Annotated in this window: 23 protein-coding genes and 2 pseudogenes; 7 read left to right on the top strand and 18 right to left on the bottom strand. The window is 61.0% G+C overall.

The window, feature by feature from the left end; all coding sequences use genetic code 11:
• Nucleotides 1-3: 3 nt before the first annotated feature.
• From IE127_RS14805 to IE127_RS14845, 10 genes and pseudogenes are all read right to left on the bottom strand, one after another.
• A complete protein-coding gene (locus IE127_RS14805) occupies nt 4-1,200 on the bottom strand; it encodes an efflux RND transporter periplasmic adaptor subunit (protein ID WP_189426484.1) in 1,197 nt (398 codons plus the stop codon).
• Nucleotides 1,200-1,706, bottom strand: coding sequence for a GbsR/MarR family transcriptional regulator (locus IE127_RS14810; protein ID WP_189426485.1), 507 nt, complete (start codon nt 1,704-1,706; stop codon nt 1,200-1,202). Before IE127_RS14810 ends, IE127_RS14805 begins: the two co-directional genes overlap by 1 nt.
• Nucleotides 1,707-1,766: 60 nt before the next feature.
• Complete coding sequence (phoB, locus tag IE127_RS14815) at nt 1,767-2,471, bottom strand: phosphate regulon transcriptional regulator PhoB (RefSeq protein ID WP_189426486.1); 705 nt, start codon at nt 2,469-2,471, stop codon at nt 1,767-1,769.
• A gap of 22 nt (nt 2,472-2,493) precedes the next feature.
• Nucleotides 2,494-3,195 carry a phosphate signaling complex protein PhoU gene (gene phoU, locus IE127_RS14820; RefSeq protein WP_189426487.1) on the bottom strand — a complete coding sequence of 234 codons (702 nt, stop codon included), beginning with the start codon at nt 3,193-3,195 and terminating at the stop codon, nt 2,494-2,496.
• A 47-nt stretch (nt 3,196-3,242) separates the two neighbouring features.
• Complete coding sequence (gene pstB / locus IE127_RS14825) at nt 3,243-4,079, bottom strand: phosphate ABC transporter ATP-binding protein PstB (protein WP_373297325.1); 837 nt, start codon at nt 4,077-4,079, stop codon at nt 3,243-3,245.
• A gap of 29 nt (nt 4,080-4,108) precedes the next feature.
• A pseudogene (pstA, locus tag IE127_RS19970) lies at nt 4,109-4,834 on the bottom strand (phosphate ABC transporter permease PstA); the annotation flags it as partial.
• A gap of 96 nt (nt 4,835-4,930) precedes the next feature.
• A pseudogene (locus IE127_RS19975) lies at nt 4,931-5,473 on the bottom strand (DUF3333 domain-containing protein); the annotation flags it as partial.
• Complete coding sequence (gene pstC, locus IE127_RS14835; RefSeq protein WP_189426489.1) at nt 5,473-6,852, bottom strand: phosphate ABC transporter permease subunit PstC; 1,380 nt, start codon at nt 6,850-6,852, stop codon at nt 5,473-5,475. The pseudogene IE127_RS19975 and the gene pstC, both read right to left, overlap by 1 nt.
• Before the next feature lie 121 nt (nt 6,853-6,973).
• The gene (locus IE127_RS14840) at nt 6,974-8,011 is read right to left on the bottom strand and encodes a substrate-binding domain-containing protein (RefSeq protein ID WP_189426490.1); all 1,038 of its coding nucleotides are present in this window, start codon (nt 8,009-8,011) and stop codon (nt 6,974-6,976) included.
• Between the two features lie 248 nt (nt 8,012-8,259).
• The gene (locus tag IE127_RS14845) at nt 8,260-9,516 is read right to left on the bottom strand and encodes a sensor histidine kinase (protein ID WP_189426491.1); all 1,257 of its coding nucleotides are present in this window, start codon (nt 9,514-9,516) and stop codon (nt 8,260-8,262) included.
• Nucleotides 9,517-9,622: 106 nt separating this feature from the next.
• On the opposite strand from IE127_RS14845, the gene ppk2 reads away from it, so the two are divergent.
• A complete protein-coding gene (ppk2, locus tag IE127_RS14850; RefSeq protein ID WP_189426492.1) occupies nt 9,623-10,480 on the top strand; it encodes a polyphosphate kinase 2 in 858 nt (285 codons plus the stop codon).
• Nucleotides 10,462-11,232 carry an N-formylglutamate amidohydrolase gene (locus IE127_RS14855; protein ID WP_189426493.1) on the top strand — a complete coding sequence of 257 codons (771 nt, stop codon included), beginning with the start codon at nt 10,462-10,464 and terminating at the stop codon, nt 11,230-11,232. The genes ppk2 and IE127_RS14855 overlap by 19 nt, the downstream gene beginning before the upstream one ends.
• Before the next feature lie 20 nt (nt 11,233-11,252).
• Here the strand turns inward: IE127_RS14855 and IE127_RS14860 are convergent, their stop codons facing one another.
• Complete coding sequence (locus IE127_RS14860; protein ID WP_189426494.1) at nt 11,253-12,731, bottom strand: mannitol dehydrogenase family protein; 1,479 nt, start codon at nt 12,729-12,731, stop codon at nt 11,253-11,255.
• 153 nt (nt 12,732-12,884) lie between these two features.
• Between IE127_RS14860 and IE127_RS14865 the strand changes: the two genes are divergently transcribed.
• The gene (locus tag IE127_RS14865; RefSeq protein WP_244640213.1) at nt 12,885-13,799 is read left to right on the top strand and encodes a sugar kinase; all 915 of its coding nucleotides are present in this window, start codon (nt 12,885-12,887) and stop codon (nt 13,797-13,799) included.
• Between the two features lie 5 nt (nt 13,800-13,804).
• On the opposite strand, the gene IE127_RS14870 is transcribed toward IE127_RS14865, so the two are convergent.
• From IE127_RS14870 to IE127_RS14890, 5 genes are read right to left on the bottom strand one after another with little or no spacing between them, the layout of a single operon-like run.
• A complete protein-coding gene (locus tag IE127_RS14870; RefSeq protein ID WP_189426495.1) occupies nt 13,805-13,978 on the bottom strand; it encodes a hypothetical protein in 174 nt (57 codons plus the stop codon).
• Nucleotides 13,979-14,025: 47 nt separating this feature from the next.
• Nucleotides 14,026-14,805 (bottom strand): SDR family oxidoreductase, encoded by a 780-nt coding sequence (locus tag IE127_RS14875; RefSeq protein WP_189426496.1) that lies wholly within the window; start codon nt 14,803-14,805, stop codon nt 14,026-14,028.
• A gap of 51 nt (nt 14,806-14,856) precedes the next feature.
• Nucleotides 14,857-15,402, bottom strand: coding sequence for a DUF924 family protein (locus IE127_RS14880; protein ID WP_189426497.1), 546 nt, complete (start codon nt 15,400-15,402; stop codon nt 14,857-14,859).
• An 8-nt stretch (nt 15,403-15,410) separates the two neighbouring features.
• Complete coding sequence (locus IE127_RS14885) at nt 15,411-16,412, bottom strand: zinc-binding alcohol dehydrogenase family protein (RefSeq protein WP_189426498.1); 1,002 nt, start codon at nt 16,410-16,412, stop codon at nt 15,411-15,413.
• A gap of 54 nt (nt 16,413-16,466) precedes the next feature.
• Nucleotides 16,467-17,384: a VOC family protein gene (locus IE127_RS14890; protein ID WP_189426499.1), complete on the bottom strand. Its 918-nt coding sequence runs from the start codon at nt 17,382-17,384 to the stop codon at nt 16,467-16,469.
• A 205-nt stretch (nt 17,385-17,589) separates the two neighbouring features.
• On the opposite strand from IE127_RS14890, the gene IE127_RS14895 reads away from it, so the two are divergent.
• Complete coding sequence (locus IE127_RS14895) at nt 17,590-19,383, top strand: SLC13 family permease (protein WP_308430306.1); 1,794 nt, start codon at nt 17,590-17,592, stop codon at nt 19,381-19,383.
• 48 nt (nt 19,384-19,431) lie between these two features.
• On the opposite strand, the gene IE127_RS14900 is transcribed toward IE127_RS14895, so the two are convergent.
• Complete coding sequence (locus IE127_RS14900; protein ID WP_189426500.1) at nt 19,432-21,246, bottom strand: ABC transporter ATP-binding protein; 1,815 nt, start codon at nt 21,244-21,246, stop codon at nt 19,432-19,434.
• A gap of 413 nt (nt 21,247-21,659) precedes the next feature.
• On the opposite strand from IE127_RS14900, the gene IE127_RS14905 reads away from it, so the two are divergent.
• From IE127_RS14905 to IE127_RS14915, 3 genes are read left to right on the top strand one after another with little or no spacing between them, the layout of a single operon-like run.
• Complete coding sequence (locus tag IE127_RS14905; RefSeq protein WP_189426501.1) at nt 21,660-22,898, top strand: aminopeptidase; 1,239 nt, start codon at nt 21,660-21,662, stop codon at nt 22,896-22,898.
• 7 nt (nt 22,899-22,905) lie between these two features.
• Nucleotides 22,906-23,505: a YdcF family protein gene (locus IE127_RS14910; protein ID WP_210310514.1), complete on the top strand. Its 600-nt coding sequence runs from the start codon at nt 22,906-22,908 to the stop codon at nt 23,503-23,505.
• A gap of 13 nt (nt 23,506-23,518) precedes the next feature.
• Nucleotides 23,519-24,346: a sugar phosphate isomerase/epimerase family protein gene (locus IE127_RS14915; RefSeq protein WP_189426502.1), complete on the top strand. Its 828-nt coding sequence runs from the start codon at nt 23,519-23,521 to the stop codon at nt 24,344-24,346.
• On the opposite strand, the gene IE127_RS14920 is transcribed toward IE127_RS14915, so the two are convergent.
• A complete protein-coding gene (locus IE127_RS14920; protein WP_189426503.1) occupies nt 24,343-25,725 on the bottom strand; it encodes an FAD-containing oxidoreductase in 1,383 nt (460 codons plus the stop codon). The genes IE127_RS14915 and IE127_RS14920 overlap by 4 nt on opposite strands.
• Nucleotides 25,726-25,794 lie beyond the last annotated feature (69 nt).

Raw genomic sequence — 25,794 nt, forward strand, 5'->3', positions numbered from 1 at the left:
GGATCAGGGCTCCATTACTTCGACCGGATCGCCCGGTTCGACCTGGGCAAGCGGCGCGGTCACCACGCGATCCCCAGCAGAAAGACCGGCAGTGACGGCAACAAGATTGCCCTGGTTCCACTCGCCGCCAGTCTCCACCGACTGACGCTCAACCACATTCTCGACGAGCTTGAGAACATAAAGCCCCTGCGCATCTTCGCGCACAGCGTCGGGCGGCACGGCGATGGCCTCATCCAGCGTCTCGACGATAATCTGGCCGGTTGCGAACATCCCGCCGCGCAGCAGACCATCCTCGTTGTTGAGTTCAATATAAACGGGGATCGACCGCGTACCGGCCGTGGCCACCGGATTCAGCCGTTCGACAGTGCCGACGAACGTGCGGGCCAGCCCTTCGACTGAAACGTTGACGCGCTGTCCGGATCTGATCCGCGTGCTCTGGCCGACGGGAGCGGAGCCCTCAAGTTGCACGGTGTCGAGATCCACGAGGGTCAACAAAGGGCTGCCCGGCTGGACCACCTGTCCCGGCTCGACGGCTCTATCCGAGATCGTACCGGTAAAGGGCGCGCGCACCGTCGCATTGTCGATAGCGATCTCGGCGGCCGCTACCTGAGCCTCAAGCGCTGCCAGATTGGCCTGCTGGGCATCGACACTCGACTGCGCCTCGTCGAGACCGGACGTCGGCGACAGACCGCGCTCGATCAGGTTTTGCGTACGCTCAAGCTGGCTCTGCGCCAACTGCAGCTGAACGCGTGTTGCGGCCGCAGTGCTTGTCGCCTGCTCAAGCTGGTTCTCGAGCGTACGCGTCTGCATCTGAACGAGCGTATCGCCCTGCTGCACTTCATCGCCGGGCCGGGCAAGCACCGCGACGACGGGCGCCGACACCTGCGACGACAATTGCGTCTGGCGCTCAGGGTTGAGTGAACCAGTGACCTTGATCGTGTGTTCGAGCGTCATCGGCTCCAGTTCGGTCACTTCCTGCGGCAGCAATTGCAGGGCCAATGCGGCCGTATCTTCGACCGGCTGAGCCTCTTCCGCGGGTTGCTGGCCTGCAATGACAACGCCTGCGATGATTGCCGCCAACACGATAAGGACCAGCACGATCCAGGGCCAGCGACGGCGCCGCGGCTTCTCGCCTGCGGCGACACGCGCCGCGTTTTCCTTCTCACGCTTCGACTTTGCCCATTCCGGCTTGTTGCTCATTATTTTCCGCCGCCATTCTGGTTTGCCAAGACGTCCGTGTCCTCGTTCTCGTCATCGAGATGCGCGGCCCAGCGCCTCATGAGTTTCGTTGAACTCGCATAGAACCGGCGCAACTCCTCGACACGGGCCCGCCCCTCGGGATCCTCGTCGCCAAACTGCTCACTGACCTGCCCGATCTGCTCGGCGGCGCGGTGCATGCGGCCGGTTATTGTTTCCAGCATGTTCTTGAAGGGGTCGGGGCCGATCTCGTAGTAGTCCTGCCGATCACCAGGCTTGGTGGTGAGCCGCAATATGCCCGAACTCAACAGTTGGCGCGCATTCGTGCTGGCGCTGGCCTTGCTGATCTGCAGGCGTGCAGCGATGGCATTGAGCGTGAAGGGTTGGCGCTCGATGATCATCAGCCCAACCATTCGGCCAGCAATGCGCGGCCCACCGTCGGCCTGAACAATCAGACCCATGGTCTCAATAAAGTTCTCGCGTGGCGTGATACCGTCGTCCGTCATCATGCGGACTTAAGCAAAACGCATCGTTCAGTCAATACTGAACGTACCTAACGCGGTTAACGATCAGCGTGCCGGCTTTTGAAATCTCTCGTCGAACGCGTAGCCGGCGCCCCGCACGGTGCGGATCGGATCGCTTACACGGCCCCGATTTATTGCCTTGCGGAGGCGCCCGACATGCACATCGACCGTACGCTCATCGACGTAGACATCGCTGCCCCAGACGCCATCGAGAAGCTGTTCGCGTGAGTAGACGCGACCGGGATGACGCATCAGATACTCCAGCAGGCGGTATTCCGTCGGGCCGAGGTGGACCTCCCTGCCCGAGCGGCGCACGCGATGGCTGGTGCGATCAAGCTCGAGATCACCGGCCTTCAGCACAGCGGTGACAAGTTGCGGACTCGAGCGGCGAAGCAATGCGTGAATACGCGCCATCAGTTCGGGGATGGAAAACGGCTTGACGACGTAGTCGTCGGCACCGGTCGCGAGGCCGCGGACGCGCTCTTCTTCCTCGCCGCGCGCCGTGATCATGATGATTGGCACGCGGCTCGTCTCTTCGCGCGCGCGCCAGCGACGGCACAGTTCGATGCCGGACAGTCCCGGCAGCATCCAATCGAGCAGGATGAGGTCGGGAACGCTTTCCTTGAGCAGTTCAGCCGCCTCGTCACCGCTTTCGGCTGATTGCACCTCGAACCCCTCGGCCTCGAGGTTGTACCGCATGAGGACGGACAGATCGGCCTCGTCCTCCACCACAAGGATAGTCGCAGGCATAGTCTATCAACTCCTCGAACGCTCAGACCCGGATCTGGGTGCGCTGCAGTTCCTCGACGTCTTCGGAAAGCTGCTTGCCGGTCTGCAGGTAATAGGCACGCTCAGCGATGTTGGTGGCGTGGTCGCCAATACGCTCGAGGCTCTTGGCGCAGAATAGAAGGTGGGTGCACGGCGTGATGTTGCGCGGGTCTTCCATCATGTAGGTCAGCAATTCGCGGAACAGCGAGGTGTACATCGCGTCGACCTCGTCATCGCGGTTACACACCTCGATGGCTTCCTCCGCATTGCGGGCGGCATAGGCATCCAGCGCGTCCTTGAGCTGGCTCATCACCAGCGCCGTCAGGTTTTTCACACCGTTGTAGAACCCGGGCTGCAGGTTCAGCCCCTCGATCTTGAGCGAGCGCCGGGCCAATTGCTTGGCCATGTCGCCGACACGCTCCAGATCGGAGGCGACGTGGATCGACGTGACGATGGCGCGCAGATCGGATGCCATCGGCTGGCGACGCGCGATCATAGAGACAGCCATCTCGTCGATCTGGCGCTGCATCCCATCTATGCGGCGGTCGGCTTCCACGGTCTTGTCGGCCAGCTCGCGATCGAGCTTTAGAAGAGCCGCAGTGCCATCCTCGATGGCGACCTCGACCTGTCCGCCCATGCGGGCGATTGTCTCAGCGAGTTGAATCAGTTCATCGCTGTAGGAACTGACGATATGATCGCTTGGCATGACACGAATCCTTGCGTTGCAGCGGATCTGGATGGCGGGCAATGCGCCTAGCCGATCCGTCCCATGATGTAATCCTGGGTCTGCTTGTGAACCGGGTTGGTGAAGATCTGCTCGGTCGGGCCTTCTTCGATCAGCTTGCCGAGATGGAAGAACGCGGTCTTCTGACTGACGCGGGCCGCCTGCTGCATCGAGTGCGTGACGATGACAATCGTGAAGTTCTCGCGCAGTTCGTCGATCAGTTCCTCGATCACCGCAGTGGCGATCGGGTCAAGCGCGGAGCACGGCTCATCCATGAGGATGACTTCCGGGCCGACTGCAATCGCACGCGCAATACACAGGCGCTGCTGCTGGCCGCCCGAAAGCCCGGTTCCTGGCTCGTGCAGGCGATCCTTCACCTCTTCAAACAAACCGGCCTTGCGCAAGGAAGAGACGACAATCTCGTCAAGGTCTGATTTCGAATTCGCCAGGCCGTGGATCTTGGGGCCGTAGGCAATGTTCTCGTAGACCGACTTCGGAAACGGATTGGGCTTTTGAAAGACCATGCCGATGCGCGACCGCAATTCCACGACATCCAGCGAAGGATCGTAGACATCGTCGCCGTCGAGGTCGATCTTGCCGGTCACCCGTGCGCCCTCGATCGTGTCATTCATGCGGTTGATGCAGCGCAGGAACGTGGACTTGCCGCAGCCGGAGGGACCGATGAAGGATGTGACCGCACGATCCGGCACATCGATCGAGACGTCGTAGAGAGCTTGTTTCTCGCCATAAAACACACAGACGTCGCGGGTCGACACCCGTACGCGACGGTCTGAAAGTGTATCGACCTTCGCGGCCTTGTCAGTGTTCTGTTCTGCCATGTTACCTCTGCCGGCAATCATATCCATTGGTCATGCTCCAAATCATCTGACGGGCGTTAGCCACGGCGTTCAAGACGGGTGCGCAGGAAAATCGCGATTGCGTTCAGCACCAGCATCAGGCCGAGCAGCACGATAATGGCAGCAGACGTGCGCGCTTCGAAGAAATTGCGATTCTCGTTGCCCTGCCAAAGATAGACCTGCACAGGCAACGCTGTTGCCTGGTCGAGCGGGCTGGCGGGCACCGATGCCACGAAGGCGTTCATGCCGATCAACAGCAGTGGAGCGGTTTCTCCCAATGCCTGCGCAACGCCGATGATCGTCGCGGTGAGGATCGAGGGAAACGTCACCGGCAGAACATGCTGGAACACCATCTGCGTCTTGGAGGCGCCGAGGCCAAGGGCGGCCTGGCGCAGTGAGGGCGACACCGCCTTGAGCGCCGCACGGGTCGCAATGATGATCGTCGGCAGTGTCATCAGTGTCAGAACCAGGCCGCCGACGAGGGGCGCCGAGATCGGAAGGTGGAAGTAGTTGATGAAGACGGCAGCGCCAAGGAGGCCGAAGACGATCGAGGGCACGGCGGCCAGATTGTTGATGTTCACCTCGATCAGATCGGTAATGCGGTTCTGCGGCGCAAACTCTTCGAGATAAATCGCACTCGCCACCCCGATCGGCACCGCCAGGACGATAACGATCAGCATCATGTAGAGCGATCCCATGAAGGCGCCGGCGAGACCTGCCGATGCCGGCGCGGTACGGGAGTCCACATTGGTGAAGAGGTGCCACGCAAAGTCCATCGTGATCACGTCGTCGGCGCGCAGCTCGTCTAGCAAGTTGCGGGTGTCGGCCGACAATTGCTGGCGCTCGTCCGGCAAGTCACGGTCAATCGTGCCCTTCAGCCAGTTGTCGCCATTGGCGGATACCAGCAGATCCATCGGTACGGTCTGTCCGAGCAGATCCGGGTTGTCCTGGAAACGGCTGCGCAGCACGAGTCCGGCATTGTTATCGACGAGCGCACGGACATCGCCGCCGTCGATCTCAGTACCTGAGACATCCCGGATGGCGTTCGCGATCAGCTCGTTCCAATTGACGAGCGCAAGAGCACGGCGCCAATCGAGATAGGCTTCTTCATACTCAGCCGGTGAAAGGCCTGACCCTGCCTCGGGTGCCGGACCGACCTCCACCACCTCGGGATCGAAGGTGATATCGAGGTGAAGAGTAGACTGGAACAGCGACGGCGTGCCCTTCGAGAACACCTGCCAGAACAGGGTGCCGACCAGCGCCAGCGCGAGCACGATGGCAGCGATCCCAAGACCCTTGAAGATTGCTTCGGCGCGGTGCCGGCGTGACAGACTCGCCCGAATGATCTCGAGGCGCTTGCGGCTCGCTTCGGAGCCTGTCTGCTGCATGTTGATATCGGTCATTATTCGTACTGCTCCCGAAACCGCCGCACGATGAGCAGCGCAGCAACATTGAGGACGAGCGTCATGGCAAACAGCGTGAGGCCGAGCGCGAAGGCAACCAGTGATTGCGGGCCGGCGAAATCAGTGTCGCCAGTCAGCTGATTGACGATGGTGACGGTGACGGTCGACGTGGGCTCGAACGGATTGAGCCGCAGGATCGGGCTGTTGCCGGCAGCAAGCACCACGATCATCGTCTCGCCGATGGCCCGCGAAATAGCGAGAAGAAAGGCGCCGACAATGCCCGGCAATGCCGCCGGCAGGATGACCTTACGGATGGTTTCGGAGCGCGTCGCCCCAAGGCCCAGCGAACCGTCGCGCAGCGATTTCGGGACCTGACGCAGGATGTCGTCCGACAGCGAGGAAATGAACGGGATGATCATGATCCCCATCACGAGACCAGCCGTGGCGGCGCTGGTCGCCCGGATATCGAGGCCAACCGCATTGCCGATACCGGACAGGAATGGGCCGACGGTGACCAGGGCAAAAAAGCCGTAGACGATGGTCGGAATGCCAGCCAGCACCTCGATAATGGGTTTAACGGTGCTGCGCAGGCGCGGATGGGCGTATTGAGACAGGTAGATCGCGGACATCAGGCCAACAGGCACCGCAACGAACATGGCGATGAACGCCACCATAACCGTGCCCCAGAGCAGCGGGATGAGGCCGTAATCGCCCTCGCCGCCAGTCCCCGTAGTGGAAAAGCGCGGATTCCAGACCGTGCCGAAGAAGAAGTCGACAGGGCTGATGAAGGTGAAAAACCGGATGGCCTCGAACAGCAGCGAGACGACAATGCCGATGGTGGTCAGGATCGCCACCGCCGAACATGCGACGAGCAGCGCGTTGACCACGGCTTCCACCTGATTGCGGGCGCGCAATGCCGGCGTAATACGACGGCGCGCAGCAAACAGCGCCAGAACCCCGAGACCTGCGGCTGCCGCAATGACGATGAGAAAACTAATGAGCTGAAACTGGCGTAGCGCCTGGCCGGCCTGGTTCTCGAATGGCTGAGGCTCTCCAAGCACGCCGTAGCCGGAGGCGATTGAGCGAATGCGCGCCATTGCGTTGTTCAGTTGCGCGGGCTCAAGACTGGCGGCCACGTCGGCGGGGATCTGAGAGCGAATGTAGCTGTCGGTGACGCCGGGGCCGAACAGCGCCCAGAGGCCGAGCACGAGAGCCACAGGCACAAGTACCCAGATTGCGGCAAGCGTTCCGTGATATGCGGGCCGCGAATGCAGGCGACGATCCGCGCCAACTGCGACCGTGCGGCTGCGCGACCAGCCAACCTGATAGGCAAGGCCCAAAAGGACCAGCAGTACAGCAGCCACCACCAGGGAATTCATGTGCGCGCCCTCTTTTGGCCGGGGGATCGGCCCTGTGCCACAAGACGGCGCCCGGACTTATCGCCCGGAGGCCGGATTACAGAGCAGCAGGCGCAAGAGGCGCCCACTGCCGGCTAATGCCTTACTCAGCCGAAGCTTCGAACTGGGTGCCGTCCATGAAGTCGGAAACTTCGGTGGAACGGAATTCTTCCGAAGCCGGGATCAGGCCAGCTTCTTCAAGACGACCACCAGCACCGGCGATCTGGTCCGAAAGGAAGAACTGCACATACTCCTCGAGGCCAGGGATCACGCCGATATGGGCGCCCTTGACGTAGAACTGCAGCGGACGAGAAACCGGATAGTCACCGGCTGCAATGCTGTCCATGGTCGGCTCGACGCCAGAGACCGTTGCAACCTTCAGGGTGTCGCGGTTCTGGTCGTAGAAGGACAGACCGAAAACGCCCATGGTCGAAGGGTTAGCTTCGAGGCGAGCGAGGGTCTCGGTATAGTCACCGGCGATCTCGGTCACGACATCCTGACGGAAGTTCAGGCAGGCTGCTTCCATCTCGTCTTCGTTCATCTCGGGCAGCTCGGCAGCTTCACAGCCCGGCAGCACGACGTTCTCTTCAAAGACTTCACGAGTGCCGTGGTTAGAGGCAGGGATCGCAAGAGCGATGTCCTGATCCGGAAGCGAGGAGTCGATTTCCGACCAGTTGGTGTAGGGGTTGTCGACCATTTCGCCGTCCTGCGGGACCTGAGCGGCGAGAGCCTTGTAGACGTGGATCGGCTCGAGAGCGAAATCGCCCTGATCAGCACCAACGGCGAAAACAATGCCGTCATAGCCGATGACGATCTCACGGATGTCTTCAACGCCGGCTTCGGCACAGGCTTCGACTTCGCCAGCGCGCATCTTGCGCGAAGCATTGGCGATATCGATGGTGTTCTCGCCGACGCCTTCGCAGAACTGGCGCAGACCGCCCGAGGAGCCACCCGAACCGACGACCGGGGTGTTGAACTCCGGATATGCGGCGCCGAACTCTTCAGCAACGATCGATGCGAACGGCAGAACCGTCGAGGATCCGGCGATCTGGATGGTATCGCGGGACTGAGCCACGGCAGCAGTGGTGCCGAGGGCCGCAATGGTCAGCGCGGCTACGCTGGTAACAAGAGCGAATTTCATGATGGTTTCCCTTTCGGAGATCTTTCAGATCGGTACGGTCATTCTCTTCATGACCTGGAGACCGGCTGGACCCGCCCCCTGTCTGACGGGGGCACCCTATGACTCGTTAATTGGGGTTTTATGTCACTTGAGCTACACTTATGTGACAGCGCAACCGCCTATAAAATAACGATTTTCTGAAAAGCACCCTGCAATGATGTCGATTCCGCCGCGATGCCTGTAATGGTTACGGAGCGACGTTTGCGGATTCAACCGGGAAGCTGCACGTCGATCCTCAGGCCCTCGCCGGGCCGGCTCTTAATGGTCATCAGCCCGCGGTGCCGCTGGACGATATGCTTGACGATGGCAAGCCCCAGACCGGTACTCTTCTTGCGCCTGCTGGCTTCGACATCCAGCCGATAGAACCGCTCTGTCAGGCGCGGCACCTGATCTTCCGGGACGCCAGGGCCATAATCGATGACGCTGGCCGTATAGGCGTAGTTCTGCCGGTTCGATGGCCGCAGGATCATGTCCACGCGCTTGCCCGAGGCTCCATACTTTATGGCATTGTCGACGAGGTTCTCGAACACCTCGTAGAGCTGCTCGCGGTCCGCCGTGACCTTATGCGTCCCAGCAGGCACCTCGAGGCCGAGAACAATGCCGGCCTCTTCGGCGCGGACCTGCAGCCCCTCACGCACCTCTGCGAGCAGCACGGCGAGATCAACGCACCCCGTCGGGCGAACGTGCTGGTACATTTCGATGCGCGACAGTGACAACAGGTCGTCAACGAGGTTCGACATCCGCCGAGCCTGCGACTGCATGATATCGAGAAACTTCACCCGTGCCGCGGCGTCACGCGCCGCCGGGCCCTGCAAGGTTTCGATGAAGCCGAGCAGCGATGCCAGTGGCGTTCGCAACTCGTGGCTGGCATTGGCGATGAAGTCGCTGCGCATGGCATCGACGCGCTTGAGTTCGGTGAGGCTGGAGAAGGTGATTACCAGCATGCGCTGCGGATCCTCGAACCACTCGTGTTCCGGCAGATGAAGCGGTGTGATCAGCACCCGGTGCCAACTCTCGGACGGCAGGGTTTCGTGCAGTTCCACCATTTGTGGGCGCGCCGTGGCGAAGACGGCATCGACCGCACGCAGCAGGTCCGGGTTGCGCATTGAGAACGAAATCGGATTGCCGGCCTGCACACTAGGGTACTGGCGCGCAGCAGCATGGTTGCGATGAATGACACGGCCGCTTCGTCCGAGCAAAAGGCACGGCTCGTTCAGCGCGTCCGCGAATGCAAAGACGTCGTCCATGCCGCCGCTTCGGATCGGGAGAGCCTCGCTGGCAAGCTCTGCATCCGCGCCCTCCCGAGCCGTTAACAGGGTAACGGCTGCAATTCCCGCAAATCCGGCGATTGCCCACACCGGTGACAACTCGCCGACAATCAGCAGCCCGGCAAAGACGAGACCACTCACAAGGAGTATGAGGCTAGTCCGCGTCACGACGCTTTGCCAGCGCTGGCGCGAATCCATTGATCGTCGAGAAAGTGGGAGTTCCGTCATAGAACAGTCGCAGTGTGTCAAACTCGTTGAACTGTCATAGTTCTAGCACGTTCGATACGACAAAGGAGCGACACTCATGAGCGACTTGCTTTCAACGTTCGACATAGACGATCCGGAGTTGCCGGAAGCAATCGACAAGGTGGCGCTCCAGTCGGGCGGGTACCCCTATGATGAGAAGCTCGACAGCAAGCGCTACAAGCGCGAACTTGAGGCGCTGAACCGTCAGCTTGTCCTGCTGCAGGCCGACATGGCAGCTACCGGACGCCGCATTGTCGTGATTTTTGAGGGGCGCGATGCCGCCGGAAAGGGTGGCACCATCCGGCGGTATCTGCGCCATCTCAATCCACGCTACAACTATATCGCGGCCCTGCCAAAGCCCAACAGCCGTGAAGAGACACAGTGGTATTTCCAGCGATACGTGCAGTGGCTACCAGCGGGAGGCGAACAGGTTCTGTTCGATCGATCCTGGTATAACCGTGCCGGCGTCGAGCCGGTGATGGGTTTTGCAACGCCGGCAGAAACGGACCTTTTTCTTGAAGAGGCGCCGGAGTTCGAGAAGCGCCTGACGCGCGATGGTATTGAGATCTTCAAGATCTGGCTCTCCATCGGGCGCGAAATGCAGCTCAAGCGATTTCACGCGCGCCGGCATGATCCATTGAAGCAGTGGAAGCTTTCACCGGTCGATCTCGCGGCGCTGGCAAAATGGCATGACTATTCAGCTGCACGTGATGAAATGCTGCGCCGCACCGATACGGAACATGCGCCATGGACCATCGTCCTGGCCAATGACAAGCGGCGCGCGCGGCTCAATGCCATCCGCAGCGTCTTGACCCGGTTGGCTTATGAGGGCAAGGACCTCGCTGAGATCGGCGAGATCGACACCAAGATCGTGATGAGCGGACCGGAATTCCTTGAATGGAATACGTTGCAGTAGACAGTGAAGAACCGGCCTTTCGGGTTGGCAACCCGGAGGGGGCCTCCCCTTTCGTAATCGTCTGCGATCATGCATCGAACCGCATACCTGATCGGTATGGAAACCTCGGGCTTTCGCTGGCCGAAAGACTGACACACATCGCGTGGGATCCCGGCGCGCTCTCCGTCAGCCGCCGCATCGCTAACAGGCTCGATGCACCATTGGTCTCATCCACGGTGTCCCGTCTGGTGATAGACACGAATCGGGATCTCGATGCACCTGACCTGATCTGGACGCTTTCCGAATCCACGCGGATCGAGGCGAACGAGAATCTGTCCGATGATGAGCGCCAGTTCCGTATCGATAATTACCACGAACCCTTCCACCAGGCCCTGGGCGAGCTTCTCGATCAACGCCTGATGCGCGATCAGGAGACGATCCTGGTATGCGTCCATTCATTCACGCCGGTTTTTCATGGGGTGGAGCGCCCCTGGCCGATCGGCATACTTCACGGCCTCGACGACAGGTTCAGCGACGCCGTGCGCCAGCATATCCAGTATGAGGACCCGAACCTGCTGATCGGCTGGAACCAACCCTATGCCGCGATGGCCGGCGTAACCCTGACCATGGAACGGCACGGCGACGGACGTGGGTTGACCAACACGATGATCGAACTGCGCAACAACGAGATTCTCGACGAGTATGGTGCGCAATTATGGGCCGACCGCCTGGTCAGGGGCCTGTCCACGGCGCGGATCAATCTTCGCGATTGATCCACGCCGGTGATGATCGCTCAGTCGTCCTCCTCGATAAGATCGGCAACCGTCGCCGCAGCGCCTTTTTCGAAGAGATTGGCGAGGTGTTGAACGACCACCTCGCGGAAGGCCGCATTGCGTGCCAGATCGGCAGCGAAGATCTCATTGATACCAACGAGCCCGTCGAACAGGGCCTCGGGATCGCGCCCGGCCTCATCTGCGATAGCGCGCAGTCGATCTGACAGTGGATCCTTGACGTCGATAGCGTTGCCATTTTCGTCAACGCCCGTCACGTAGCGCATCCACGCCGCAACACCGAGTGCCAGACCATCGAAAACGAGCTTCGCCTCGATGCGATCGCGGATGGTTCCGAGCAGACGCTGCGGCAGCTTCTGACTGCCATCCATCGCGATCTGCCAGGTGCGATGCTTGAGGGCCGGGTTCTCGAAACGCGCCAGCAACTCGTCGCGATAGGCGTAAAAGTCGACATCGAGGGACGGCAGCGTGGGGACGATTTCCCCGGTCTGCATCCCTGAGATCATCATGCGGAATGCTGGATCGGCCATCGCGTCCGAGACATGCTCGTGACCCGCGAGATATCCGAGATAAGCAAGGGTCGAGTGCGCGCCGTTGAGCATGCGCAGCTTCATCAGTTCATACGGCTCGACATCTTCGACGACCTGCACACCGACAGATTCAAAAGGCGGGCGGCCGTCACAGAACGTGTCCTCTATAACCCACTGGGTGAAGGGTTCCGTCATGATCGGCCAAGCGTCCTCGAGGCCCAGCAGATCGCTGACACCTTGGCGGTCGGCATCGGTAGTCGCCGGCACAATGCGGTCGACCATCGTGGAGGGGAAGGCCACATGCTCTTTCACCCAAGAACCCAGGTCCGGATCTCGCAGTTCAGCGAATTTCGCGACGATCCGGGCTGTCGTCTTGCCGTTGGCGGGCAGATTATCGCAACTCATCACCGTGAACGGCTCGATACCGGCTGCCTTGCGCCGCGCCAGCGCTTCAACGATGAGGCCGGGCGCGCTGCGCGGAGTGCCGGGCTCTTCAAGGTCATGGACAATGTCAGGGTGATCTTCGTCGAGATCGCCGGTGGATGGATCGTGGCAGTATCCTTTTTCGGTCACCGTCAACGAGACGATGCGGATCTTCACGTCGGCCATCAGGGCCAGCAACTCCTCGCGTTGAGCATTGGCATCCATGACCTCTAGCACGGAGCCGATTATACGCGGCTTGGTGCCGGAAGCATCGCGGACGGCGATCGAATAGAGCCCGTCTTGTGGCTCCAGCGCCTCCTTGGTGTCGGGCCGGCGCAGGCTTGCACCGACAATCCCCCAATCGGGGTGGCTTGCCAGCAGATCATCGACATAGACGGCCATATGTGCGCGATGAAAAGCACCAATACCAAGATGCACGATGCCGGGCGTCACACGCGCACGATCATAGCCTGGGCGCGCGATATCGGTGGACAGGTCGGACAAGGCGGCATTGCTCAAGCGTGTCATGGGGATGCTTCGTCTCCTCAAAAATCCGGGCGACCATAGTGGTTCACTATCTTGTATGGAAGGGCGATTCGCGCCATTCAGCCGGTGAAGAGCCAATCTTGCCAATTCGCCGGGCGATCCGCATAAGCGGGGCAAGGGAACGGGAGAGTGATTGTGGCCGCAAAACGCTTCGTGAGCATCGGCGAATGCATGATCGAGATGTCCGGCGGCGAGGAGCGCCAATACCGGCTAGGTTATGCCGGAGACACGCTGAATACCGCCTGGTACATGCGGGCTCTCTTGGGTGATGACTGGCAGGTGGACTACTGTACGGCGCTCGGGAGTGACCGGTACTCAGCCGATATCCGGAACTTTCTCGAGGCCAACCATATAGGCACCACGCATATCCAGACGATCGAGAGTCGGCGCCCCGGGCTTTATCTGATCCATCAGGAAGCAGGCGACCGCCATTTTACTTACTGGCGCGATAATTCGGCGGCAAAGCTGCTGGCTGACGATCGCGATGCGTTGTCGCGTGCGCTTCATGGCGCCGATATCGTCTATTTTTCCGGCATCACCATGGCGATCCTCGCACCACGGGCTCGTGGCCGGTTGATCGGCGCGATTGTTGCAGCGCGCGACGCCGGTGCGCGGATCGTTTTCGACCCGAATATCCGCCCTGCCCTATGGTCGTCGCAGCGCGTCATGGGATCGATTCTCACGGCTGCAGCTACGATCGCCGACATTGTGCTGCCAACTCATAGCGACGAAGTTCCAGTCTTCGGCGACAAGAACGCGGAGCAAACTGCCGAGCGATATCTAGAGCTGGGCGTGGAGGAAGTTGTGGTCAAGGACGGGTCTGGGCCGGCTCTGGCGGTAAGCCATAGCGGGAGAAGTGAGGTCCCGGCAGAAAAGGTGGAGACCGTTGTCGATGCGACTGGTGCCGGAGACTCTTTTAACGCGGCTTATCTCGCTTCTCGCGTCGCTGGAGCCAGCCTTGAAGACGCTCTCAAATCAGCTCACGCCATGGCGTCAATTGTCATCGGAGAGCGCGGAGCCCTGATCGACCCCGCCCGCCTTAAACGCTGAAGGTCTCAGCGCTCCTGATCTTCCTTGCGATACTCCTCATGCACTCCGGCTTCAGTGCGCGCTTTCTCCTGCGGCGTACGCTGGCTTGATCGGCGCATGCCCCAGGCAATGGCGAGTCCTAGAATAATTGCTCCGCCAAGCGTAGCGATCAGCCATCCATAGGGACCGAGAAATTCCATCGTCAAACTCCTTTGCACTCACAACGTCTGGGCAATCCGGGAGTTGCTCAAACAACCAGTGACTGCGCACCATCGATCCACACAGGGGTTCCGGTGATGTGGCTTGAGCGATCTGACACAAGGAAGCTGACAAGATCAGCGACCTGCTCGCTTTTGCCCTTTGCTTCGCCGGTCAGCGGGATCTTGCCCTCGGGGTATTCGACGGGGAACTTGGCCTCATCCTGATCCCGTGTCTGGGTGTTCTCCGAAATCTCGCTTTCGATCGCGCCAGGGCAGATGACGTTGATACGGATCTTGTGCGGCGCCAATTCGACTGCGAGCATCTGCGCCATCGCCACCTGCCCAGCCTTGGTGGTCGAGTAGGCGGTCGCGCCTGGAGTGGTAAAGGTGCGCGTGCCGTTGATCGAGGCGGTGATGACGATCGCGCCCCCATTGCGCTTGAGCATCGGCACGGCATAGTGCAGCGTCAGATATGTGCCGCGCAGGTTGACGGCGATGGTTTTATCCCACTCTTCCGGCTTCAACTCGTCAATAGGCGCCCACATGCCATTAATGCCAGCATTGGCGAAGACGATATCCAGCCGACCGAACTTTTCCTCGATCGCCTTGAAGACCTTGCCCATATCGTCTTCACTCGAGGTGTCTGCAGCGACGGGCAGCGCCTGCCGGCCACCTTTGCCGATCAGATCCGCCACTTCGTCGAGTTCACTCTGGGTGCGGCTGACGAGAACGACATCTGCACCTTCTTCCGCCATGCGGATGGCGGAAGCGCGGCCAAGCCCCGAACCTGCGCCGGTTACCAGCGCGACTTTGTTGGAAAGGTCCATCGATCAACTCCATGATTCATGGAGGCAATGCGATGCTGGAGAGGCGGTTCCCTAGAACACCCGATCGGCGTGTTCCTTCATATAGGCAAGCTCTTCCTCGCTCGACGACCGTCCCAGCGCCTCGTTGCGGAAGGGATAGCGCCCGAACCGGCTTATAACGTCGCGGTGGCCCTCTTCGAACTTGAGCACCTCAGGATCGCCGAGCGACGTGAAGAGCTGCATGGCCTGCTCGTGCACCACGAGGGATTCTGAATGCATGTAAGGCATATACAGAAACATGCGTCGCTGCGCTTCAAACGCTTGGTCGAGGCCGCGCGCAACTGCTTCCTGTGCCAGCGCCAGAGCCATCGGATCCTGAGCAAAAGCGCGTGCTTCGCCTCTATGCAACTGACGCGAGAACTGATCGAGGACGATGATCTCGGCTAACCGTCCGTCCGCCGAGGTTCGCCACTCATAGGCTTCGCCCATGGCGACCCGACGATGGATATCGGCGAAGCGCTCCGCAATGGCGCGGTCGAACGCCTCGTCACCGGCGAACCAGTCGTCCTTGTCGTGCTCCACAAACCAGAAGTTGAGGATCTGCGCGTAGTCGTGCATGGGATCTCCTAGACGGCGATGATCGCCTTGATCAGGCCTTCGCGTTGTGTTGCCCACCTTGCCAGATCGGCGGGCACCTGATCGAGGCCCGTGCTGTGCGTCGCAATGCGCTCGGTCGGCACTTCGCCGCGGCGCATCGCCGCCATGACATGCTCGAAATCTTCGCGCGTGGCATTGCGCGACGCCCTGATGGTCAATTCACGCCGATGGACCTCGGAATCGGACAGGACGAGATCATCGTTGATTACGCCGACAAGCGTGTAGTCGCCGCCATTGCGGACGTGCAGAAAGCTGCGGTTCATGGCAGCGATGGAGCCAGTCGCATCAAGCACAGCATCAAAACCAGTCCTGCGGCGCGCTGCGAAGGCTTCACTTTCAAGATCATCGAGGCCGAACGCCGCAAATCCGAACTCTTCCGCTGCAGCCCTCTTATCGGCAGCGGCATCGAGAACGCTGACATCAGCGCCCGCCACGCGTGCAAAAATCGCGACCCCGAGGCCGATCGGCCCACCGCCAACCACCAGCACCCGCTCGCCGCCCTTAAGGCCGGTGCGGCGAACTGCATGCGCGCCAATCGCCAGAAACTCGACCATTGCCGCATCACGCGGCGAGAGCCCCTCCGCCTTATAGCAATTGGCTTCCGGCAGGGCGAGCCGCTCGGTCATGCCGCCATCCGAATGGACGCCGAGAACCGAAAGATGCTCGCAGCAATTGGTCCTGCCCTCCAGGCAGGCCGGGCACGCATAGCAGGGCAGATAAGGGTTGATGGTGACGGTGTCGCCCTTAGCCAGAGTGTCGCTGCCATTGGCGTCGAGCACGGTGGCGCTGAGCTCATGCCCGAGAATGCGCGGATAAGCGAGGAACGGGTGTTTGCCTTCGTAGATATGGTAGTCTGTCCCACAAATGCCGATATGCGTGATGGCAAGCAGCACCTTACCCTGCTCGAGCGCGGGTTCGGGCACATCAATTATGGCCAGTTCACCCGGTGCATTGCACGATACTGCACGCATAGAAATCTCCTCCCATCGACGGCGCGAGAGTTAACACGCGGGTAACGCGGCGGTCTAGTGAAGCACAAGGCGCAAATGGTTGCCGTCGGGATCGCGCACTAGCACCGCATCTGCAGAACGCTCGTATTGATGGTTTCCTTTCGCGAGACGGTCAATGACTGCCTCCAGAGCGGCCTTTTCGGGCAGCGCGATTGTGAACCAGCGCAATCCCGAGGCGTCAGCCAAGGGCTGTTTTGCATGGGGGCCGGCCCATGTATTGAAGGCAATGGTGTGCGGCATATAGTCGAGCCCCACATCACCCATGCAGAAGGATCTGATCAGCAGAAAACCGCCAAAGCCGAGCGCATCGCGATAAAACGCCATCGAACGGTCGAGATCGGTAACGTGCAAATGAACGTGTCCGATGCGTGTCCCTTCCGGAAGGCCATTCCGGATAGCGTGGTCGCCGTCAAGTTCAGCGAACAGGCTCTCGAGATCGATCGGCTCGCGCCCCGAATGCGGTCGGCCGTCCGAGGTGGTGGCGTAGTGGCCTTCGTCTGGGTTCGCCAGGGATCCACGCCACGGCGTTTCGTACGTGATCTCGATGCCATTGCCATCAGGGTCCCACAGATACGCAGCTTCAGAGACCAGATGATCAGTCGGTGCCACGCGCACGCCCTGCTGGAGCGCACGGCCGACCACCGCGGCAAGATCACGGCGCTGCGGCACATGAAGCGCGAGGTGATAAAGCCCGAGACTGGCCGGCTGCACTGGTGCACGCGCCCCGGTTTCCAGAATGACGAGTGGCAAGAGGCCGGCGCCGAGCGTAATTTCGTTCTCGGCCTCGTGCAGCAGTTCCAGCCCGACTATATCACGCCAGATGGCCAGCGCACGGTCCCGCTGGGTCACGCCAAGGCGTACCGGGCCAAGCGTCGTCGAAAGCGGCAGCAATGGCTGGCTGCTGACGTCGGTCTTATTTCGCGCGTCGATCATCGGTCGCTCCTTTTGTGCTCAAGCTAGGCAGGTCGCAGCCGCAAGATAAGTTCATCACTGTCGAAGGCAGTGTTCACCGGCAGACGCTCCGGCACTGGTCCGCCGCATCGAGATGTGGTCAATTCGCCGGCGCGTCGGGCCTGGCACCTCATGAGGAGCGGGAACCTCGGCGTGTGACGCACATTGTGGCAAATCGGCTCGCACGGTGAGCCGTTCGACCTGGGGGCCGCCTATCACATACGAACAGATTACGCTTTTCAGCCTGCTGGCATTGGTCCTCGGGCTGCTGATGTGGGGCAAGTTCAGATTTGACCTTGTCTCGTTCGCCGCACTGGTTGCCGCCGTGGTACTTGGTGTGGTGCCTGCCGACCGGGCATTTTCCGGCTTTTCCAATGATGCGACGATCATCGTCATCCTCGTTCTGGTTGTCAGTTTCGGCCTGACACGGTCGGGGGCGGTGGAGCTCATCACGCGCCCGCTTGTCAATTCGCCGCGGCCTGTTCCGGTGCATCTCGGCATGCTTGGCGGCATTGCCGCCGTTCTTTCAGCCTTCATGAACAACGTCGCCTCGCTGGCCCTGACAATGCCCGTCGACATCCAGGCGGCGCAGAAAGCGGGCCGATCACCTTCGCTAACGCTGATGCCGCTGGCGGCCGCCACCATTCTCGGCGGGCTGGTGACGCTGATCGGCACGCCACCGAACATTCTCATCGCCTCCTACCGCGAGCAGGCGACGGGCGAGGCGTTCAGGATGTTCGACTATGCACCAGTGGGGCTGAGCGTGGCGATTGCCGGCCTGATCTTCACCGCGCTCGTCGGTTGGCGGATCATCCCCGTACGCGCATCCAACGCTATCGCCGAGCTCGCAGCCATCGAGAACTATGTCAGCGAGCTTGTGGTCAAGGCGAAGTCACAGGCGATCGGCCAGAAGGTCGCAGATCTCGACAAGATAGCGGAAGAAAACGATACGCAGATCCTCGGGCTGGTTCGCAAGGCCCGGCGGCTCCCCGGCCGGGCACGCACCGAAACCATTACTGAAGGCGATTTGCTGGTCGTCGAGGGGAGCCCCGAGGCGCTTAACAGCTTTTCCGCGGCACTCGGGCTGAGCTTTCAGGGCAAGTCCGGCGAAAAAGCCGATCTCGGTGCAAACCAGGGCTTTATCGAGGCTGTCGTCAACCGCGAGAGCCGGCTGGTGGGGCGCTCCGCCAACGAAGTGCAGATGCTGCGCGGGTATGGCGTTTCGCTGCTCGGTATTTCCAGGCGCGGCCGCACGGTGCGCGAGCGGGTTCGCAGAACACCGCTGCAGGCGGGGGACGTTCTGCTGCTCCTCGGTGCACGCGAAAACATGGAAGATGTGCTGGCACGGCTCGACTGCCTGCCCCTGGCGCATACGCCAGCGCTGACCCGTTATGACAAGGCGGTGCTCGCGATCGTCCTGTTTGCCTCTGCCATCGCGCTATCGGTCTTCGGATTGCTGCCTCTGACGATCGGGTTGTCGATCGTGGTCATAGCGTTCGTTTTGGCCGACATCGTGCCGATCCGCGAGCTCTACGAGGCCATCGAGTGGCCGATCATTGTTCTTTTGGGAGCGTTGATCCCGATCGGTGAGGCGCTGGAAAGCTCCGGCGGCACGCTATTGCTCGCAAATGGCATTGCGATGTTCACGCAGGCGTTGCCGGCCTGGATCGCGCTTACAGCGATGCTTGTCGTGACAATGTTCCTCTCGGACATTCTCAACAACGCCGCGACTGCTGTTATCGCCGCACCCATCGCCTATGGGCTCGCCACGGCGATGCAGGTCAATCCGGATGCTTTTCTGATGGCTGTGGCAATCGGTGCGAGCTGTGCGTTCCTGACGCCGATCGGGCACCAGAACAATCTGTTGATCATGGGACCGGGCGGCTACCAGTTCTCGGACTACTGGAAGTTCGGCCTGCCGCTCGAAGTCGTTTGCACCGTGGTGGCGGTGCCGATGATTATTCTTGTGTGGGGCCTGTAGAAGCGTGTGAGCGGGATGGGCGCCATAAGGTACCCATCCCGTGATTTATCAGGCGACGTTGAGGTTGAGCCCTCGTGTCAGTTCAAGCGCCTGGCGCTCGAACAGGCGCCGGTAGATGCCGCCCTCAAGACCGATCAGCGACCTATGATCGCCTTCCTCGACAATCCTGCCACGATCGAACACCAGAAGCCTATCGAGCGATTTCACCGTCGACAGCCGGTGCGCAATCACGAGCGTCGTGCGGCCGATCATAAGCCGTTCCATCGCCTGCTGGATCAGCACCTCGCTTTCCGAGTCGAGGCTGGATGTCGCCTCGTCGAGGATCAGTATCGGTGCATTTGCAAGGAACGCCCTCGCGATTGCAACGCGTTGACGCTCACCCCCCGATAGCTTCACGCCGCGCTCGCCAACAAGGGTTTCGTACCCTTTGGGCAAGGTTGAGATGAAATCATGCGCACTGGCGAGTGAGGCCGCATGCTCAATCTCTGCGCGGGTCGCGCTCGGCCGGGCATAGGCGATGTTCTCCGCCAGGGTCCGGTGAAACAGGATCGGCTCCTGCTGCACGATGGCGATCTGGCTGCGCAGCGAAGACTGCAACACGTCGGCGATATTCTGCCCGTCGATCAGGATCTGGCCGTCCGTGACGTCATAAAGCCTTTGAATCAGCTTGACGAATGTCGTCTTTCCGGAGCCCGAGTGCCCGACCAGCCCGACGCGCTCCCCGGCCCTGATGGCGACCGAGAAATCCTCATAGAGCGGCCGGACATGCGAGCCGTACCGGAAGGTGACGTTGCGGAAGGCGATCGCGCCAGCCCCGATCCGGATCGGCTTTGCCCCTGCCCGGTCATCGATGCCGATCGGCTGGGCATGCAGATCGACCAGTTCTTCCATGTCGTTCACCGACTTTTGCAGATTGCGGATATGCATGCCGACATCGCGCAGATGCCCCTGAAGCATGAAGAACATGGTCAAGACGAAGGTGATGTCGCCGGCAGAGGCCGCACCCTGGGTCCAAAGCATCAGCGCCACCCCGAGAATCGAGGTTTGCATCACCACCATCAGCACGCCCTGAACGGCCCCGTTCAGCGTTCCGCGCTTCCAGGTACGGCGGGTACGGTTGCGCCATTTCCCGACGACCTGCCCGAGGCGGCTTTCCTCGCGCGTTTCGGCGCCAAACGCCTTGACCACGGCATTGCAGCCAACGGCATCGGCCAGCGCGCCGCCGACGCGCGTGTCCCAGGCATTGGAAAGTGTCGCGGCCGGCGCCACGTAGCCGACCGACAGGGCGACCGTGACACCGACATAGATCAGCGACGCCACGCCAACGACGAGGCCCATGACCGGCCAGACAGACCCGAGCACAATTGTCGCGCCGACCAGCATCACAAACGAAGGCAGCAGTGCGACCAGCAGCGTGTCATTGAGCAGATCGAGCGCCCACATGCCGCGCGTGACCTTGCGTACCGTCGATCCGGCAAAGCTGTTTGCGTGCCAATCTGTCGAGAAGCGCTGGACCCTGACGAAGGCGTCACCGGCGATTTCGCTCATCATCTTCAACGTCAGCGTGATCAGGTTGACGAAGGTGAAGGTGCGCATCACCACAGAGGCCAGATACAGCAGCGCCAACAACCAGAAAGCCATCAGCGCGGCACCAAATGCGCTCTCCTGGCTGGCCGGTCCCGAGGCGATCGCATCGACCAGACGCCCGGCAAAAATCGGGGTCAGAACCTCTGCAATCGTTGCGCCCATGACAAGCGCGATGATGATGCCGATGCGTCCCGGCTGCTTGCGCCAGTGACGGAAGGTGAAGCCGAGGACGTTGGAAAACGCCTCGGAGCGGAAATCGAGCTTCTTGCGAGCCATTATAGTATCCGGCCACGTTGACCGCGCACCGGTCCTGAAAAGGAGAAGAATCAAAGGCCACAGCGGGAGGCAGAAAGCGCTCCGAAATATGAACATGCTGTGGAAAGCGAACACGAGCGACCCAGGTGGGTCGCGGGGGAGACAGGCCTATCGGCGTGTCGGCCCGTGGGAAGAAACGAACTGTGCTGCTGCCATGTAACGCCTCCCCGTGGTTCGTGTGGTGCGAAGCTTGCTCTTAGCCGACCGCATGCGGCCTGCCAAGCCGCACTGCGACACCCGGTCACAGGATGTTGCTGATCCGCCACAGTAATTCAGAGCCAAACCTGAAGGTGATCGGCAATCTGGCGTTTCGGCACTGGTCGAGAGCGATCACGCCAAGTAGGTTCGCGCCAAACCAACTGAGAGTGGACGCGATGACACAATCCCCCATCGATCCGGTCAAGCTCGACCGCCTGGCAGAGGTAGCGATCAAGGTGGGCCTCAGGCTTGAGCCGGGCCAAGACCTGCTGATGACTGCACCAATGACGGCTGCACCGCTGGCACGCCGCATCACCGAAGCCGCCTACAAGGCCGGCGCGGGCCTCGTGACCACTATTTATTCGGACGAAGAGGCAACGCTCGCGCGCTACCGGTATGCACCGGACGAGAGTTTCGATCGCGCGCCAGGCTGGCTCTATCAAGGCATGGCAGACGCCTTCAAAGCGAACACGGCACGGCTGGCGATTGCCGGCGACAATCCGATGATGCTGGCAGGCCAGGACGCGGAAAAGGTCTCGCGCGCCAACCGTGCCAACTCGACGGCCTACCGGCCAGCGATCGAGTTGATCACCGGCTTCGACATCAACTGGAACATCGTCTCCTACCCAAGTGCCGCGTGGGCAAAGCTGGTGTTTCCGAACGATGCCGAGGACGTTGCGGTCAACAAGCTGGCTGACGCCATCTTCAGCGCCAGCCGCGTCGACGTCGATGACCCGATCGCCGCCTGGGAAGAGCACAACGCGAATCTGCGCAAGCGCCACAGCTGGCTGAACGAGAAGAAGTTCTCGGCCCTGCATTACACCGGCCCTGGCACCGATCTGACGATCGGGCTCGCGGACGGGCACAAGTGGAAGGGCGGTGCGTCGGAAGCCAAGAACGGCATAACCTGCAATCCCAACATCCCGACCGAAGAGGTTTTCACCACGCCGCACAAGGATCGTGTCTCGGGGCATGTCCGCTCGACCAAGCCGCTGTCACACAACGGCACGCTGATCGAGAACATCGAGGTACGGTTCGAGGACGGCAAGATTGTCGAGGCACGCGCATCGAAAGGCGGCGACGTCTTCAACAAGCTGATCGATACCGATGAGGGCGCGCGCCGGCTGGGCGAGGTGGCGCTGGTGCCGCACTCCTCACCGATCTCGGCTTCAGGGCTGTTGTTCTACAACACGCTCTACGATGAGAACGCGGCCTGCCATATCGCGCTCGGCCAGTGCTATTCGGATTGCTTCGAAGGCGGCACCAGTCTTTCCCGGGAGCAAATTTCTACGCAAGGCGGCAATACCAGCCTGATTCACGTCGACTGGATGATCGGGTCCGACCAGATCGACATCGATGGTGTTCATGCCGATGGCTCGCGCGAGCCGGTGATGCGCAAGGGCGAGTGGGCCTGAGACATTGGTGCGGCTGCTGCACTGGCTGGAGAGCGCGCTGGCGCTCGTGGTGTGGCTGGCCGCCCTCTGCTCATTGGTGATCGCGGCTGACGTCGCACGATTTGGCAATGTCGAGATGGAAACCGACGCGCAGGCCGACGCTGCGATGGTGCTAGGGGCCGCCGTTCTCTGGGACCGGCCCTCGCCGGTCTTCGAGGAGCGGCTACGGCACGCGGTGACGCTTTACGAACAGGGCCGCGTGCAAACAATCGTCATCACCGGGGGGCTGAGCCCGGAAGACGAGTTGACGGAAGCGGAGGCCGGGCGGCGCTGGGTGATGGCGCAAGGGGTGCCGGATGCCGACATCCTGATCGAGCCGCAATCGCGCACGACGCTCGAGAACTTCCTGTTCGCGCGCACCATTCTGGCCGAGAACGACATCGCGACGGTGCTGGTGGTGTCGGACCCGTTTCACATGCGCCGCGCCATGGCGATCGCCAACCGCGCCGGCATCTCGGCAGTCCCCGCACCCACGCCAACTTCGCGCTTTGTAAGCCTCGAGACGCAATTGCCGTTTCTTGCGCGCGAAACATGGTTCATGACACAGCATCTGCTTGGCTTTGACTAGGAGTCGACCCGCCATGAGTACCGATCGCATTGCCGTATCCAGCTGGTCCCTGCATCGCAGGCTTGGCGTGACCTTTCCGCATGATCTCGATACGCGGGCGGTCGGGCCGCGACAGGAGACGTTCGGTGCGCCTGCGATTGCGCTTGTCGAACTGCCGCAGGAGGTTGCCAGGCACGAAATCCAGCGGCTGGAATTGTGTTCGTTTCACCTTGCGGAACGTGGTGCCGGCTATCTGGACGATTTGAGGGGTGCTCTTGCCGATGCGGGTGTAGCGCTACAAACGCTGCTGATCGAAGCCGGCGACATCAGCGATGCCAACACGACGCGCCGCGACCGGCGCTGGATCACCGACTGGGTGGAGACCGCAGTGATGCTCGGGGCGGAGAATGCCCGGGTGATTGCCGGCAAGCAGAAGGCCGGGCCCGACACCCTAGCGCGCTCGGCGGAAGCGCTTCTGGAAATCGCGAACAATCATGCCGGCGCACCGATCAACATCGTCACGGAGAACTGGTTCGACCTGCTTGCGACGCCGTCCGACGTCCTCGACCTGCTTGATCGCACAGAGGGACAGATAGGCCTCAACGCCGATTTCGGCAACTGGCAGGGTGCCGGCAAATACGACGACCTGGCGGAAATCTTCGGGCGTGCGAGCCTTTGTCATGCAAAGGCGTATTTCGCGGGGGGCAAGCTCGATGAGCGCGATTACGGACGGTGCATCGAGGTCGCCGAAGAAGCCGGATATACCGGCCCCTATACGCTGATCTTTGACTCCGAAAGCCCGGCGGAATGGGACGGCGTCATCCGCGAGAAGGAATTCGTCCTCAGCCAGCTCGGCGCCTAGCTGGAGAGTGGTTCGAGCTTGCCGAGGAGCGTCGGCAGCAGTTCGGTGACAGTCGGGTGGATTTGCATGGTTTGGGTCAGGACCGTGTAAGGAACGTCGCTGGCCATATAGGCCAACAGGGTCTGCACCACTTCGTCGCCTTCGATTCCGAGAATGGACGCGCCAATGATGCGCTTGCTATTGGCATCCACCACGACTTTCATCAGACCTTGCGTTTCGCTGCGTTCCTTGGCGCGCGATACCTGCGACATAGGCATCGATGCGACAAGCACCTCGCGGCCCTGTTCTCGCGCCTGGGTCTCGTTTAGACCGGCACGACCGAGCGGCGGGTCGATATACATTGCATAGGTCATGATCCGGCCGGCGAGTGACCGATTGCCGCCCGAAAGCAAATTGTCCTTCACGATTTCATACTCGTTGTAGGAGGTGTGGGTGAAGGCTCCGCGCCCGTTGACGTCGCCGAGCGCGAAGATGCCCGGGACATTGGTGCGCAGGTGCTCGTCCGCCGGAATATGACCGGATTTGTCCATTTCGATGCCGGCCGCCTCCGGGTCGAGCGCGTCGGTGTTGGGAACCCGACCGATGGCGAGCAGCAGGTGCGAGCCTTCGAGCTGGCGTTCTGCACCGCCCACCTTCAGCGTGAGCGTGAAGCCGGTGCCGGATGGTTGGAGCGAAATATCCGAGGTGTCGTAGAGCACCTCGATATCCTCGTTGGCGACAATATCAGCGATGGCGCTCGAGATATCCGGGTCTTCCTTCTTCGCCAACCGATTACCGTGCTCGATTACCGTGACCTCCGAGCCGAACCGTCGAAACATCTGAGCAAACTCGAGCCCGACATAGTTGCCGCCGACGACAACGAGATGCTCGGGCAGTTCATCGAGGTCCATTATCGAGGTATTGGTCAGATAAGGGATGGTCTCGATCCCTGCCCAATCGGGAATGCGGGCTCGGGCACCGGTATTGATGAAAATCTTCTCGGCCGTCAGCGTCTCACCATTCACCGTGATCTGCTTGGTGCCAGTGAATTTGGCTTCGCCCTCGATGAGCGTCAGGTTTTCGGGGCCGCCGAGCCAGTTCGACAAGGAGGTCACAGAGGCGTTGACCACTTCGTCCTTGCGACGTTTCACAGCTTTCATGTCGACAGATATCGGCCCCGGCACGTTCACGCCGAAATCACCGCCGCGCCGCGCCAGATGCGCTGCCCGCGCGGAGGCGACCATCGTCTTGGTCGGCGTGCAACCATCGTTGACGCAAGTTCCACCAAGATGCGCCCGCTCGATCAGGGCGACCTTGTGTCCTGCATTGGCAAAATCGGCGGCCAGAAACGGGCCCGACTGGCCGGCGCCGATAAAGATCGCGTCGAAGGTTTTGCTCATGCTCGGCTCCAATCAGGACTTTAACTGAACACAGTGTTGCACGCTGCGCTGCTTGCTGGGGAGATGAAA

The sequence above is a fragment of the Devosia pacifica genome, assembly GCF_014652635.1.
Taxonomy (GTDB): Bacteria; Pseudomonadota; Alphaproteobacteria; order Rhizobiales; family Devosiaceae; genus Devosia; species Devosia pacifica.

Excerpts from the sequence above, each read along its gene's own strand:
- pstC (WP_189426489.1), bottom strand. The coding sequence starts at position 6,852 with ATGAATTCCCTGGTGGTGGCTGCTGTACTGCTGGTCCTTTTGGGCCTT.
- IE127_RS14905 (WP_189426501.1), top strand. The coding sequence starts at position 21,660 with ATGACACAATCCCCCATCGATCCGGTCAAGCTCGACCGCCTGGCAGAG.
- pstB (WP_373297325.1), bottom strand. The coding sequence starts at position 4,079 with ATGGATATGATTGCCGGCAGAGGTAACATGGCAGAACAGAACACTGAC.
- phoU (WP_189426487.1), bottom strand. The coding sequence starts at position 3,195 with ATGCCAAGCGATCATATCGTCAGTTCCTACAGCGATGAACTGATTCAA.
- IE127_RS14870 (WP_189426495.1), bottom strand. The coding sequence starts at position 13,978 with ATGGAATTTCTCGGTCCCTATGGATGGCTGATCGCTACGCTTGGCGGA.
- IE127_RS14855 (WP_189426493.1), top strand. The coding sequence starts at position 10,462 with ATGGAATACGTTGCAGTAGACAGTGAAGAACCGGCCTTTCGGGTTGGC.
- IE127_RS14810 (WP_189426485.1), bottom strand. The coding sequence starts at position 1,706 with ATGATGACGGACGACGGTATCACGCCACGCGAGAACTTTATTGAGACC.
- IE127_RS14880 (WP_189426497.1), bottom strand. The coding sequence starts at position 15,402 with ATGCACGACTACGCGCAGATCCTCAACTTCTGGTTTGTGGAGCACGAC.
- IE127_RS14840 (WP_189426490.1), bottom strand. The coding sequence starts at position 8,011 with ATGAAATTCGCTCTTGTTACCAGCGTAGCCGCGCTGACCATTGCGGCC.
- IE127_RS14845 (WP_189426491.1), bottom strand. The coding sequence starts at position 9,516 with ATGGATTCGCGCCAGCGCTGGCAAAGCGTCGTGACGCGGACTAGCCTC.
- IE127_RS14805 (WP_189426484.1), bottom strand. The coding sequence starts at position 1,200 with ATGAGCAACAAGCCGGAATGGGCAAAGTCGAAGCGTGAGAAGGAAAAC.
- IE127_RS14915 (WP_189426502.1), top strand. The coding sequence starts at position 23,519 with ATGAGTACCGATCGCATTGCCGTATCCAGCTGGTCCCTGCATCGCAGG.
- IE127_RS14860 (WP_189426494.1), bottom strand. The coding sequence starts at position 12,731 with ATGACACGCTTGAGCAATGCCGCCTTGTCCGACCTGTCCACCGATATC.
- IE127_RS14890 (WP_189426499.1), bottom strand. The coding sequence starts at position 17,384 with ATGATCGACGCGCGAAATAAGACCGACGTCAGCAGCCAGCCATTGCTG.
- phoB (WP_189426486.1), bottom strand. The coding sequence starts at position 2,471 with ATGCCTGCGACTATCCTTGTGGTGGAGGACGAGGCCGATCTGTCCGTC.
- ppk2 (WP_189426492.1), top strand. The coding sequence starts at position 9,623 with ATGAGCGACTTGCTTTCAACGTTCGACATAGACGATCCGGAGTTGCCG.
- IE127_RS14900 (WP_189426500.1), bottom strand. The coding sequence starts at position 21,246 with ATGGCTCGCAAGAAGCTCGATTTCCGCTCCGAGGCGTTTTCCAACGTC.
- IE127_RS14920 (WP_189426503.1), bottom strand. The coding sequence starts at position 25,725 with ATGAGCAAAACCTTCGACGCGATCTTTATCGGCGCCGGCCAGTCGGGC.
- IE127_RS14885 (WP_189426498.1), bottom strand. The coding sequence starts at position 16,412 with ATGCGTGCAGTATCGTGCAATGCACCGGGTGAACTGGCCATAATTGAT.
- IE127_RS14875 (WP_189426496.1), bottom strand. The coding sequence starts at position 14,805 with ATGGACCTTTCCAACAAAGTCGCGCTGGTAACCGGCGCAGGTTCGGGG.